The 13,053-nt window shown below is 71.2% G+C and carries 8 protein-coding genes; 2 read left to right on the forward strand and 6 right to left on the reverse strand.

Translation table 11 applies throughout. The features are described from left to right. The first annotated feature begins 279 nt into the window (after positions 1-279). Positions 280-5,346, forward strand: coding sequence for an NAD-glutamate dehydrogenase (locus FXF50_RS21210; RefSeq protein WP_148430514.1), 5,067 nt, complete (start codon positions 280-282; stop codon positions 5,344-5,346). A 64-nt stretch (positions 5,347-5,410) separates the two neighbouring features. Here FXF50_RS21210 and FXF50_RS21215 read toward each other — a convergent pair whose 3' ends face one another. Beyond that, the gene (locus tag FXF50_RS21215) at positions 5,411-6,172 is read right to left on the reverse strand and encodes a class F sortase (protein WP_148430516.1); all 762 of its coding nucleotides are present in this window, start codon (positions 6,170-6,172) and stop codon (positions 5,411-5,413) included. Beyond that, positions 6,159-7,094 (reverse strand): hypothetical protein, encoded by a 936-nt coding sequence (locus tag FXF50_RS21220; RefSeq protein WP_148430518.1) that lies wholly within the window; start codon positions 7,092-7,094, stop codon positions 6,159-6,161. Before FXF50_RS21220 ends, FXF50_RS21215 begins: the two co-directional genes overlap by 14 nt. 497 nt (positions 7,095-7,591) lie before the next feature. Here FXF50_RS21220 and FXF50_RS21225 point away from each other — a divergent pair, with 497 nt between their 5' ends. Then, complete coding sequence (locus FXF50_RS21225; protein WP_148430520.1) at positions 7,592-9,385, forward strand: glycoside hydrolase family 6 protein; 1,794 nt, start codon at positions 7,592-7,594, stop codon at positions 9,383-9,385. Between the two features lie 99 nt (positions 9,386-9,484). Here FXF50_RS21225 and FXF50_RS21230 read toward each other — a convergent pair whose 3' ends face one another. The 4 genes from FXF50_RS21230 to FXF50_RS21245 form a co-directional block, all read right to left on the reverse strand. Beyond that, positions 9,485-9,868 carry a hypothetical protein gene (locus FXF50_RS21230; RefSeq protein ID WP_148430522.1) on the reverse strand — a complete coding sequence of 128 codons (384 nt, stop codon included), beginning with the start codon at positions 9,866-9,868 and terminating at the stop codon, positions 9,485-9,487. An 89-nt stretch (positions 9,869-9,957) separates the two neighbouring features. Further along, entirely contained in the window at positions 9,958-10,281 is a 324-nt protein-coding gene (locus FXF50_RS21235) for a hypothetical protein (protein ID WP_091318837.1), read from the reverse strand. 16 nt (positions 10,282-10,297) lie between these two features. Further along, complete coding sequence (locus FXF50_RS21240; protein WP_148430524.1) at positions 10,298-11,953, reverse strand: sodium:solute symporter family protein; 1,656 nt, start codon at positions 11,951-11,953, stop codon at positions 10,298-10,300. A gap of 126 nt (positions 11,954-12,079) precedes the next feature. Further along, the gene (locus FXF50_RS21245; RefSeq protein ID WP_148430526.1) at positions 12,080-13,045 is read right to left on the reverse strand and encodes a hypothetical protein; all 966 of its coding nucleotides are present in this window, start codon (positions 13,043-13,045) and stop codon (positions 12,080-12,082) included. Positions 13,046-13,053 lie beyond the last annotated feature (8 nt).

Raw genomic sequence — 13,053 nt, forward strand, 5'->3', positions numbered from 1 at the left:
CCTCCGGTGGGAAACTGCCCTGCACGCTAGTACGACGCGCGGCTTCCCACGGCCCCGGCACGGCCCTTGCGCAGGCAAAGATCGCCCTGTGGCAGTGTGATGAACATCGCCAGTCCGGGTACTCCGCGATCGGCCGACCACGTACCCGCAACGGGTGAAAGGACAGAGTCCCGATCCGGACGTCCGGCCGGTGGTCCGCCGACACAGGGGCACAGCGGCAGGGCCTAGGCTGGGCGGCAGAGTGACCCACAACGCGGTGGGTCGAGGGGAGTGGCACCGATGGACCGGCGTCCGGCGATCAAACCGGGACCCGACCTCCGGCAGGCTGACACCAGCCGGGACGATGACAGCTTCGATTCGGCGACCGACGGGGACGGTTTCAGCCGTCTCGACACAGGAGTGACCGGGATGACCGGTTCCAGCATCGACACCCTCTACGACCTGGGCCTGCCCGCGCAGGCACTGGGCGACGAGACCGAGGATGCCGAGCTGGACGAGCCGGTGCCCAACGCGGAGCGCCTGGTCGCCCAGGCGGTCGCGCTGGCCGGGGACGACCACGACGCGGCCACCCTGGTGAGCCGATTCTGGCGGTTCGCGCCGGACGAGGAGCTGATCGGCTTCACCGCCGAGGAGATGCTCGACGCGGCCCGGGCCCACCGGGACCTCGCCCAGCAGCGGGTGCCGGGCGAGCTGAAGCTGCGCATCCACGAGCCGGACGCCGAGCAGCACCACACCGTGATCGAGATCGTCACCGACGACATGCCGTTCCTGGTCGACTCGGTGACCGCGCTGCTGAACTCGCACCACCTCGACGTGCACCTGCTCGTGCACCCGTTGGTCGTGGTGCGGCGTGAGCCGCTGGGCCGGCTGACCGAGGTCTCCGCCGACGTGGAGCCGGACGACGCGATCGCCGGCGACCTGGTCGAGAGCTGGATGCGGATCGAGATCGACCCGGTCCGTGACGCGGCCGAGCGGGAGAAGCTGCGCCGGGAGCTGCAGCGGGTCCTCACCGACGTGCGGGAGGCCGTCGAGGACTGGCCCAAGATGCGGCAGCGCGCCCTGGCCCTGGCCGACGAGCTGGCCTCGGCGCGCACGTCGGACAACCGTCCGCCGGTGCCGGAGAAAGACATCACCGACTCGGTGGAGCTGCTGCGCTGGCTGGCGCACGACCACTTCACCTTCCTCGGCTACCGCGAGTACCGGCTGGTCGACACCGACGGCGCGGACGGCGGCCAGGCCCTGGAGGCCGTCCTCGGCACCGGGCTGGGCATCCTGCGCTCCGACTCGCCCGAGGCGCGGTCGCTGAACTCGATGACCCCCGAGGCGCACGAGAAGGTGCTGGAGAAGCGCCTGCTCATCATCACCAAGGCCAACTCGCGAGCCACCGTGCACCGGTCGGCCTACCTCGACTACATCGGCTTCAAGATCTTCAACGACTCCGGTGAGGTGGTCGGGGAGCGGCGCTTCCTGGGCCTGTTCTCCACGGCGGCGTACCGGACCAGCGTGCAGGAGCTGCCGGTGGTCCGGCGCAAGGTCGCCGAGGTGCTCGACCGCTCGGGCCTGAGCCTGCGCAGCCACTCCGGCAAGGACCTGCTCCAGATCCTCGAGACCTACCCCCGCGACGAGCTGTTCCAGATCAAGACCGACGACCTCTACCACGCGGTGATCGGCGTGCTCCGCATGGCCGGCCGCCGGCAGCTACGGGTCTTCCTGCGCCGGGACGCGTACGGGCGGTTCATCTCCTGCCTCATCTACCTGCCCCGGGACCGGTTCACCACCCAGAACCGGCTGCGGATGCAGGACATCCTGCTGCGCGAGCTGAACGGCGTCGGGGTCGACTACACCACCCGGGTGACCGAGTCGATGCTGGCCCGGGTGCACTTCATCGTCCGGACCGACCCGAACAACCCGCCCGGCGACATCGACGCCGACCTGCTCGCCGAGGAGCTGGCCGACGCGACCCGGCTCTGGGACGACGACTACCGGCTGGTGCTGGAGCGCAAGCTCGGCGACGAGCAGGCCAAGCACCTGTTCGCCCGGTACGCCGACGCCTTCCCCGAGGGCTACAAGGACGGGCACACGCCGTACGAGGCCATGAAGGACCTGGCCAAGCTGGAGCTGCTGGAGGAGTCCGGCCAGCTGGAGATGCACCTGTTCCGCAAGCAGCTCGCCGGGCGCACCAACGGGGCCGGCCGGGCCGTCGAGGACGACGAGACCATGGACGTCCGGTTCAAGGTCTACCGGTACGGCGAGCCGATGATGCTCTCCGCCGTGCTGCCGGTGCTGCACTCGCTCGGCGTCCGGGTGGTCGACGAGCACCCGTACGAGGTGGAGCGCGTCGACGGCCGGATCTGGCTCTACGACTTCGGGCTGCAACTGCCCGAGGCGCACCAGGAGCTGGCCGAGGTCCGCCCGCACGTGGAGAACGCCTTCGCCGCCGCCTGGCGGGGCGAGGCCGAGGTCGACGGCTTCAACGAGCTGGTGCTCCGGGCCGGGCTCACCTGGCGGCAGGTGGTGGTGCTGCGGGCGTACGCGAAGTACCTGCGGCAGGCCGGCACGGTGTTCTCGCAGGAGTACATGGAGCAGACCTTCATCGCGTACCCGAAGATCGCCTCGCTGCTGGTGGAGCTCTTCGAGACCCGGTTCGCACCGGGCGCGTCCACCCTGGACGAGCGGCGGCAGCGCAGCGGCGAGCTGGTCTCGGCGATCGGCGAGGCGCTGGACGAGGTGGCCAGCCTCGACCAGGACCGGATCCTGCGCTCCTACCTGACGTTGATCCAGGCCACCCTGCGCACCAGCTTCTACCAGAAGCCGGTCGGCGGGCGACCCAAGTCGTACGTCGCGTTCAAGCTGGACCCGCAGGCGATCCCGGAGCTGCCGGCGCCGCGGCCCAAGTTCGAGATCTTCGTCTACTCGCCCCGGTTCGAGGGCGTGCACCTGCGGTTCGGACCGGTGGCCCGGGGCGGCCTGCGCTGGTCCGACCGGCGCGAGGACTTCCGCACCGAGGTGCTCGGCCTGGTCAAGGCGCAGATGGTGAAGAACGCCGTGATCGTGCCGGTGGGCGCCAAGGGCGGCTTCGTGCTGAAGCAGAAGCCGGGCGACCGGGACGAGGCGGTGGCCTGCTACAAGGAGTTCGTCGGCGCGCTGCTCGACGTCACCGACAACATCGCCAGCGGCGAGATCGTGCCGCCGGAGGACGTGGTCCGGCACGACGCCGACGACCCGTACCTGGTGGTGGCGGCGGACAAGGGCACCGCGACCTTCTCCGACATCGCCAACGAGATCTCCGCCGCGCACAACTTCTGGCTGGGCGACGCCTTCGCCTCCGGCGGCTCGGCCGGCTACGACCACAAGAAGATGGGCATCACGGCCCGGGGTGCCTGGGAGTCGGTGAAGCGGCACTTCCGGGAGCTGGGGCACGACACCCAGACCCAGGACTTCACGGTGGTCGGCGTCGGCGACATGTCCGGCGACGTGTTCGGCAACGGCATGCTGCTGTCGAAGCACATCCGGCTGGTGGCCGCCTTCGACCACCGGCACATCTTCCTGGACCCGGACCCGGACGCGGCCACCTCGTGGGACGAGCGGAAGCGGCTGTTCGACCTGCCCCGGTCGTCCTGGGAGGACTACAACCCCGAGCTGATCTCGGCCGGCGGCGGCATCTACCCGCGTACCGCCAAGTCGCTGCCGGTCTCGCCGCAGGTGCGCGCGGTGCTCGGCCTCGACGACGACGTCACGCAGATCAGCCCGCAGGAGCTGATGAAGGCGATCCTCACCGCGCCGGTGGACCTGTTCTGGAACGGCGGCATCGGCACCTACGTGAAGGCGTCGACGCAGACCAACGCCGAGGTCGGGGACAAGTCCAACGACGCCATCCGGGTGGACGGCAAGGCGCTGCGCTGCCGGGTGGTCGGCGAGGGCGGCAACCTGGGCTTCACCCAGCACGGCCGGATCGAGTACGCGGCGGCCGGCGGCCGGATCTACACCGACTTCATCGACAACGCGGCCGGGGTGGACTGCTCCGACCACGAGGTGAACATCAAGATCCTGCTCAACACGGCGGTCGCCGACGGCGTCCTCGACACGCCGCACCGCGACGAGCTGCTGGCCCAGATGACCGACGAGGTCGCCGAGCTGGTGCTGCGGGACAACTACGACCAGGCCCGGGCGCTGAACAACGCCCAGGCCCAGGCCGCCTCGCTGCTCCCGGTGCACCGCCGGATGCTCAACGAGCTGGAGCGGGCGGGTCAGCTCGACCGCGCCCTGGAGGCGTTGCCGCCGGACGAGGAACTGGCGGTGCGCGGCGAGACCGGGCTGACCGCGCCGGAGTTCGCGGTGCTGCTGGCGTACGTGAAGATCGTGCTGGAGCGGGAGATCGTCAGCGAGGGGCTCGCGGACGAGGAGTGGACGACCGACGTCCTGGTCAACTACTTCCCGACCCCGCTGCGGGAGCGGTTCGCCGACCGGATGGGCCGGCACCGGCTGCGCCGGGACATCGTCACGACGGTCCTGGTCAACGAGGCGATCAACCGGGGCGGCATCACGTTCGTCTTCCGGGTGGTCGAGGAGACGGCCGCCTCGGCGGCGGACGTGCTGCGGGCGTACGTGGTGGTCCGTGAGGTGTTCGGGCTGCGCGAGCTGTGGGACGCGGTCGAGGCTCTGGACAACAAGGTCTCGCCCGACCTGCAGACCAGCGTCTACCTGGACACCCGCCGGCTGCTCGATCGCGCGGTGCGCTGGCTGGTCACCAACCGGCGCTCGCCGATCGACGTGCCGGCGGAGATCGCCCGCCTGCGCGACGGGGTGGCCCGGCTCCTGCCGGGGCTGGAGAACCTCTTCTACGGCACCGAGCGGGAGGCGATCGCCGCCCACATCGACTCGCTGACGGGCCGGGGGCTGCCCCGCGACCTGGCCGAGCAGGCGACCCGCCTGATGTACAGCTTCGGCCTGCTCGACGTGGTGGAGACCGCCCAGTCGACCGGCCGGGACGTGAGCGAGGTGGCCTCGGTCTACTTCGTCCTCTCCGACCGGTTCCGGGTGGACGCCCTGCTGTCGAAGATCTCCCTGCTGCCGCGGGAGGACCGCTGGCAGACCCTGGCCCGGATGGCGCTGCGCTACGACCTGTACGCCGCGCTGGCCGCGCTCACCGCGGAGGTCCTCGGCTCCACGCGGGACAGCCTCCCGCCGGCCGAGCGGGTGCAGGAGTGGGAGCAGGCGAACGCCACCTCGATCCATCGGGCGCACCGGGCCATGGGGGAGTTCGACGAGTCCCGCGCCGACCTGTCCGCCCTGTCCGTGCTGCTGCGGCAGATCCGCACCCTGGTGCGGACCTCGGCGGCGGCCTGACCGAGCACGTAACGCCGGCGCGGCCCGGTTGGTCGGGTGATCCGACCAACCGGGCCGCGCCGCTTCACGCCAGGCTGGCGAAGGCGATGACGTTGTCGACGTAGCTGTGGCTGCTCTCGTCGAACGCCCCACCGCAGGTGACCACCCGCAGGCCCGGCGTGGCGGAGGGGCCGTAGACCAGTTCGGTGGGGAAGGCCGTCTTCGGGTACGACTTCACCTCGGTCACCGTGAACGTGACGGCCGAGCCGTCCTCCCGGGCGATCGAGATGGTGTCGCCCTTCCTCAGCGCGCCGAGGTTGAAGAAGACGGCCGGCCCGAGCTTGGCCGAGTCGACGTGGCCGACGATCACCGCGTTGCCCTCCTCGCCGGGACTGGGCCCGGGGGAGTACCAGCCCGCCTTCATGGCCTGCTCGAGCGGGGGCACCTGCGCCGTGCCGTCCGGGTTCAGGCCGAGGGTCATGATCTCGGCCTGCACGCCGATCCGGGGGATCGAGATGGTCGTCGGGGTCGACCGGGGCAGTCCCGCGGAGGTGAGGTCCGGGTGCGCCGTGACCGGGGACTGGCCGTCGACGGACGCCTGGTCGGCGGTCTCCGCGGCGATGCCGCCGCCGGGACCCGGGATGGCGGTCAGCGACGGGGACGGGTCGGCGGGCCCGGCCTGGGCGAGCGGCTGGGGCGGGCGGGGCGGCGGCACGGTCCGCACCGACGCCCCGATCATGCCGGCGCCCACCATGGCGAGCAGGACGACGACAGCGGCGCCGGCGGCGCGCCACGGTCTCCCGTGACGGCCGCCGGCCCGTGTCGCCGTCCGGTCAGACGAGGTCATCGCCCCGGCGCCGGCGCAGCAGGATCATGCCGCCCAGGGCGGCGGCGCCGATGACGCCCACCCCGCTGGCGGCCATGTTGCGGTCCAGGCTGGTGGTGGTCATGCCACCGTCACCGCCGTCGACGTGGCCACGCGGCATGCAGTCCTTGCGGTCCTCGTCCTTGCGGCCGTGGTCCTTGTTGTTGTCGTCCTTGCTGTCCCAGCTCCGGTTGTCCCAGTCCTTGCGGTCCTCGTCCTTGCGGTCGTGGCCCTTCTGGTCCTCGTCGCGCTGGTCCCGGTCCTTGGCGTCGTGCTCCTTGTTGTCCCGGTCGTTGCGCTCGTCGTCCTTGCGGTTCTCGTCCTTGCGCTCGTCGTCCTTGCGGTTCTCGTCCTTGCCGTCGTGGTCCTTGCGGTCCCGCTCGTCGCCGGGCTGGTCGGCGACCATGCCGCCGCCCTGGCCGTCGGCACCCGGCTGCCAGGAGTCGCCGCCCTGCCAGTCGCTGCGCTCCTTGCCCTTGCCGTCGTCGTGCTTGCCGTCGTCGTGCTTGCCGTCCTGGTTCTTGCCGTCGTCGTACCTGCCGCCGTTGTCGTACTTGCCGTCGTCGTGCTTGCCGTCCTTGTCCTTGCCGTCGTCGTGCTTGCCGTCCCAGTCCTTGCCGTCGTCGTGCTTGCCGTCCCGGTCCTTGCCGTCGTGGCCCTTGCGGTCCTCGTCCTTGCGGTCGTGGTCCTTGCGGTCCTCGTAGCTCCGGTCCCAGTCCTTGCGGTCCCAGTTCTTGTGGTCCCAGTCCTCGTGCTCCCCAGAGCAGGTACCGGGAAGGCTGACCTGCGGCTTGGCGAGGACGTCCGCGCTGGCCGCGTTCGCCGCTCCGGGCGAGAACAGCAGCAGGGACGCGCCACCGAGAGCGGCACCCGCGACGAGCTTCCCGAGCATCTTCTTAGCCATGACCTGCGTCACTCCATCCCTTTTTGTCCTGAGCCCGCCTTCAGTCGAGCTACGACCGACGTTAGACCGGTTCATGACTTATCCGGGGAAAGATTCGTGTTTAGGAGTTTATCGGCTCTGGGGGCGTTACGGGTGCTAAGCCCCTTTGGTGGTATGACATGCCGCATAGGTCGCGCCGTGACGAACTCCGCCGGTCTGTCCGGTCGGGCGGGACAGGCTCACATCGAGCCATTGCCATGGAAGCGCTCCCATGCAAGAATCGCTGCACGCGGTTCGGGGAGCCACACCGCGAGTTCAGACGTCGAGGGCAGCCGGGTCACCGGACGGCGTCCGACTCCCCGACCGGTCCCGCGGCCGGTCGTCCACCACCACCATCACGCCCGTCCGGGTCGGGCACCCCCGAGAAACCCGTGGCGCCGGCCGTCCCCTCGCGGGCGTCCGAGTGCCCTTCCACCGGGCCGTACGCGGATCCGGTCTCGCCCAAGGAGATCAGTGGCATGAATCTGTGGAGAAGGCTGTCCGGCCGCGGCCGGGCGCTCGCGCTGACCGGCGCGGGCGTCCTGGTCGCCGGTGGACTGGTGACCCTCCCGGTCACGGCGGCGCAGGCCGCGACCCAGTGCAGCGTGGACTACACCACCAGCGACTGGCCCGGTGGCTTCACCGCCACGGTGACCATCCGGAACCTCGGTGACCCGCTCAGCTCGTGGAACCTCGGCTTCACCTTCCCGAACAGCAGCCAGAAGGTGCAGCAGGGCTGGTCGGCGAAGTGGTCGCAGAGCGGCCAGAACGTCACCGCGCAGAACGAGTCCTACAACGGCTCGCTGGCCACCGGCGCCAGCGCCAGCATCGGGTTCAACGGCGCCTGGAGCGGCAGCAACCCCAAGCCCACCCAGTTCACCCTGAACGGCACGGTCTGCAACGGCGGCACGCCGCCCACCTCGACCCCGCCGACCACCACCCCGCCCCCGACGACCCCGCCGCCGACCACCCCGCCGCCCACGACCCCGCCGCCGACCACCCCTCCGCCGGGGCAGAAGGTCGACAACCCGTACGCCGGGGTGAAGGGGTACGTGAACCCCGAGTGGAAGGCCAAGGCCGAGTCGGTGTCCGGCGGCAGCCGGGTGTCGAACAACCCGACCGCGGTGTGGATCGACCGGATCGCCGCCATCAACGGCACCCCGAACAGCAGCTCCAACGGCGCGATGGGGGTCCGTGACCACCTGGACGCCGCGCTCGCCCAGGGCGCCGGCTACATCCAGTTCGTCATCTACAACCTGCCCGGCCGGGACTGCTCGGCGCTCGCCTCCAACGGTGAGCTGGGCCCCGACGAGCTGCCCCGCTACAAGGCCGAGTACATCGACCCGATCGCGGCGATCCAGGGCGACGCGAAGTACAAGAACCTGCGCATCGTCAACATCATCGAGATCGACTCGCTGCCCAACCTGGTGACCAACACCTCGGGCAACGCGGGCGGCACCGTCATGTGCGACACGGTCAAGGCCAACGGCGCGTACGTCAACGGCGTGGGTTACGCCCTGGCGAAGCTCGGCGCGATCGGCAACGTCTACAACTACATCGACGCCGCGCACCACGGGTGGATCGGCTGGGACAGCAACTTCGGCCCGGTCGCCGACCAGCTCAAGGCCGCCGCCGTCGCGTCCGGCAGCACGGTGCGCAACGTGCACGGCTTCATCGTCAACACCGCCAACTACTCCGCGCTGAAGGAGCCGTACGTCAAGGTCACCGACTCGGTGAACGGCCAGACCGTGCGGCAGTCCAAGTGGATCGACTGGAACCAGTACGTCGACGAGCTCTCGTTCGCCCAGGCGTTCCGGCAGAAGCTGGTCTCGATCGGCTTCGACAGCGGTATCGGCATGCTGATCGACACCTCCCGCAACGGCTGGGGCGGGTCCGCCCGGCCCACCGGTCCGGGCCCGCTGACCAGCGTCGACGCCTACGTCGACGGAGGCCGGGTCGACCGGCGCTACCACACCGGCAACTGGTGCAACCAGGCCGGCGCGGGCCTCGGCGAGCGGCCGCGGGCCAACCCGGAGACGGGCATCGACGCGTACGTCTGGGTGAAGCCCCCGGGTGAGTCGGACGGCTCCAGCACGGCCATCCCGAACGACGAGGGCAAGGGCTTCGACCGGATGTGCGACCCGACGTACACCGGCAACGCCCGCAACGGCAACAACCTGTCCGGCGCCCTGCCGAACGCGCCGATCTCCGGTGCGTGGTTCCCGGCCCAGTTCCAGCAGCTGATGCAGAACGCCTACCCGCCGCTCTCCTGATCCGGCGGCCGGCCCACCCGCGGCGGCGGGAGTGAGGCACCGCCGCGCGGGTTCCCCGGGCCCCTGGTCGACCCCACGTCGACCAGGGGCCCCCGGGCGTCAGGGGACCGTCTTCTCGATCGCCGCCCGGCCCAGCTCGTCCAGGTCGCGGCGGGCCCGCTCCAGGTTCTCCGGGGTCATGTCCTGGCCCCGGGCCATCACCAGGTCCTCGGGGTCCCACGGCTGCTCGGCCCCGGTGCGGATGTTGTCCCCGCCCGCCCCCGTGCCGGTGCCGGTGGCCCCGGTCCCGGCCGCGTACGGGTCGCCGAGGAGGTCCGGCGAGCCGGTGTCGGGCACCGCGCCGTCGGGCTCGGTGAAGACGGGATTGTCCGGGTCGGTGCCACCGGTGCGCAGCTGCGGCACCGTGCTGTCGTCGTCCACCGCGGCGGCCACCTCGGGGGTCTCCTCCAGCGGCCGCTCGCCACCGCGGTCACGATCCGTCATGCTGCTGCCCTCCTGTCCCGTTCCCTGATCCCCACGGCGTACCCCGTGCGGACCCGGCCATGCCGCCCGGGCGGTGTCCCGGCCGTCGGTCAGCGCTCGTCGGCGGCGTGCGGCTCCGGCGGCTCGGTGGGGCGCAGCCGCTGCCAGAGCAGCATCAGCAGCCCGAAGACGAGCATCGCCAGGCCGGCCCAGAGGTTGATCCGGACGCCCTGCGCCTTGTCGATCTCCGCGGACGAGTCGAAGAGCCCCATGAGGCCCACGATCAGCCCGTACGCGACGAACAGGCCGCCGATCACCCGGCGGATGTCGAAGAGCCGGGCCGCCGCGGAGCGCGCCTCGCGCGCGTCCTCGGTCTCGTCGACCAGCGGGTCGTGGGCCTCGCCGTGCTGGTACCGGTCGGCGTCGTCTGCCATGGCGTGCGTCCCTTCCTCAGAAGACCGGGATGTAGAACAGGGCGGCGAGGACCACGGCGATCACGCCGAGCAGCACCGGCGAGCGGTACCAGGCGGCGTCGCCGGCCAGCGAGTCGTCCTTCAGCGTGGTGTCGGACAGGCCGTAGACCAGCCCGGTCAGCTCGTCGGCCGGCTTCGGCCGGGTCAGCGGCGTCACGATCGCGGCGACCACGGCCACGGTGACGAAGGCGAGGCCCGCCCCCCAGAAGCTCTCCTCCAGGTCGGAGTTGAAGTGGATCACGCCGGCCCGGTAGAGCAGGTAGGTCCCGAGCGCCACCACGGTGCCCGACAGCAGCGACCAGAAGCCGGCCAGCGCGCTCATCCGCTTCCAGAACATGCCGATGATGAAGGTGCCGAAGAGCGGGGCGTTGAACACCGAGAACAGCGCCTGGATGTAGTTCATGATGTTGCTGAACCCGGCGGCGATGAAGGCCGTGCCGATGCCGATCAGCACCGCGACGACGGTGGCGATCCGGCCCACCCGCACGTAGTACTCGTCCGAGCGGTCCCGCTTGAAGTACGCCTGCCAGATGTCGTACGTGAACACCGTGTTGAAGCCGCTGACGTTGGCGGCCATGCCGGCCATGAACGAGGCCACCAGGCCGGTCACCGCGATGCCGAGCACCCCGTTGGGCAGCAGGTCGCGCATGAGCAGCGGGATGGCGTTGTTGTAGACCATGTCGCCGCTCTCGGCGCCGAGACCCTTGACGGTGACCAGGGCGATGAGGCCCGGGATGACGGTCACCACGGGGATGAGCAGCTTCGGGTACGCCGCGATGATCGGCGTACGCCGGGCCGCGCTCATGTTCCGCGCGGACAGCGCGCGCTGCACCTCGGCGAAGTTGGTGGTCCAGTAGCCGAACGAGAGCACGAAGCCGAGGCCGAAGACGATGCCCAGCCAGTGCGCGCCGAGCGGGTTGTCCGTGCTGCCGGTGCCCTGCCAGGCGTGCAGCCCGGCCTCGCCCAGTTTCGAGCCGCGGACCGCGTCCATCAGGCCGCCGACGCCGCCGACCTTCACGAGGCCGAGCACGGTGATCGGCACCAGCCCCGCGATGATCACGAAGAACTGGAGCACCTCGTTGTAGATCGCGCCGGAGAGGCCGCCGATGGTGATGTAGACCAGCACGATGAACGCGCCGATCACGATCGCCACCCAGAGCGGCCAGCCGAGCAGCAGTTGCATGATCAGGGCCAGCGCGTACAGGTTCACGCCGGCGATGAGCACCTGGGCGATCGCGAAGCTGAGCGCGTTCAGCAGGTGGGTCGGGCGGTTGAAGCGCAGCCGCAGGTATTCGGGGACGCTGCGGACCTTCGAGCCGTAGTAGAAGGGCATCATCACGATGCCCAGGAAGACCATGGCCGGCACGGCGCCGATCCAGTAGTAGTGGACCGTCATGATGCCGTACTGGGCGCCGTTGGCGGCCATGCCGATGATCTCCAGGGCGCCCAGGTTCGCCGAGACGAACGCCAGGCCGGTGACCCACGCGGGCAGCGACCGCCCGGAGAGGAAGAAGTCGACACTGGTGCGGATGGCCCGCCGCGCGGCGAAGCCGACGCCGAGCACCGTGACGAAGTAGAGCGCCAGGATCACGTAGTCCAGGGCGTTCATGTTCAACCGCAGACCGTCACCCATCCCGTGCTCCCTCCGTGGCGACTGCGCCCGCAGATACCCACTTTGCGAAATTCCATGCCGGTCGGTCGATCCCTCGACGCGGCGGAGCCCCGGCCGTCCACCGGCCGGGGCTCCGTGCGACGGGGGTCAGCGGCCCAGGACCCGGTCCAGGAAGTCCCGGTAGCCGCGCACGGCGACCCGGAGCTGCTCGGTGTCGGCCGAGCCGGACTCCTGCCAGCCGCCGAGCTTGGTCTTCTGCTCGCGCAGCGCGGCGGAGAGCGCCTCGATGGCCTCCTCGACCAGCGACTGGGCCTCGCCGACCGCGGCCCGCGGGTCGTCCACGAAGCGGAGCTGGACGTCACGCCAGCGGTCCCGGAAGTCCTGGGCGATCTCCGGGGTGAAGAGCGTGGCGGCGTCGGTCGGCACCGCGCCCGGGGTGGGCCGGGCCGCGCCGGCGACCGCCGCGGCCGCCCCGGCCGCACCCGCGCCGGCCGCGGCCGTGCTGGTGTCCGGGTCGACCATCGCCGGCTCGGCGCTGCCGTAGCCGGCCCCGCCGGCGGCCGCCGCCTCGTCGACCGCCGCGCCGGAGTGGGCGGCCTCCCAGCGGTCCGGGTCGTGCAGCCGGTCGCCCGCGGTGGGGTCGGCCCGCTCGTCGTCGAACGCGTCGGTCCGGCCCGGGGCGCCGTCGCCCGGCGCGACGGTGTCCTCACCGCGCGGGTCCCGCTCGTCCTCGGGCCGCCCGCTTGCCATCGCCGAGGCGGCCACCGCGTCGCCCACCGAGGTCGCCCCGAACGTCGTCGGCAGCGGCGCCGGGTCGTGGTACACCGGCCGGTCGTCGGCGTCGGCGGCCTCCGCGTCGCGGAGGTCCCCGGCGTCGTACGCCCGGGTCTCGTCGAGCTCCGCCTCCCGGCGGTCGACGCGCTCGCCGGCCACCGCCGGGTCGTCGAAGGTGCCCCGGTCGTCCAGCGCGTCCTCCGGCACCTCGGCCCGGGCGGCCCGCTCGGCCTCGGGCCCGTCGCCGTCGGTCCGGTCGCTCGGGGGCGGGACCGGCACCGGAGCGGACCGGACGGCCTCGGGGTGGTCCTGCGTGACCTGCTGCTCTTCCTGACGCATGGCGGCGG

It is taken from the genome of Micromonospora sp. AP08, from assembly GCF_008085935.1.
Lineage (GTDB): Bacteria > Actinomycetota > Actinomycetes > Mycobacteriales > Micromonosporaceae > Micromonospora > Micromonospora chersina.

Excerpts from the sequence above, each read along its gene's own strand:
- FXF50_RS21210 (WP_148430514.1), top strand. The coding sequence starts at position 280 with ATGGACCGGCGTCCGGCGATCAAACCGGGACCCGACCTCCGGCAGGCT.
- FXF50_RS21215 (WP_148430516.1), bottom strand. The coding sequence starts at position 6,172 with ATGACCTCGTCTGACCGGACGGCGACACGGGCCGGCGGCCGTCACGGG.
- FXF50_RS21220 (WP_148430518.1), bottom strand. The coding sequence starts at position 7,094 with ATGGCTAAGAAGATGCTCGGGAAGCTCGTCGCGGGTGCCGCTCTCGGT.
- FXF50_RS21225 (WP_148430520.1), top strand. The coding sequence starts at position 7,592 with ATGAATCTGTGGAGAAGGCTGTCCGGCCGCGGCCGGGCGCTCGCGCTG.
- FXF50_RS21230 (WP_148430522.1), bottom strand. The coding sequence starts at position 9,868 with ATGACGGATCGTGACCGCGGTGGCGAGCGGCCGCTGGAGGAGACCCCC.
- FXF50_RS21235 (WP_091318837.1), bottom strand. The coding sequence starts at position 10,281 with ATGGCAGACGACGCCGACCGGTACCAGCACGGCGAGGCCCACGACCCG.
- FXF50_RS21240 (WP_148430524.1), bottom strand. The coding sequence starts at position 11,953 with ATGGGTGACGGTCTGCGGTTGAACATGAACGCCCTGGACTACGTGATC.
- FXF50_RS21245 (WP_148430526.1), bottom strand. The coding sequence starts at position 13,045 with ATGCGTCAGGAAGAGCAGCAGGTCACGCAGGACCACCCCGAGGCCGTC.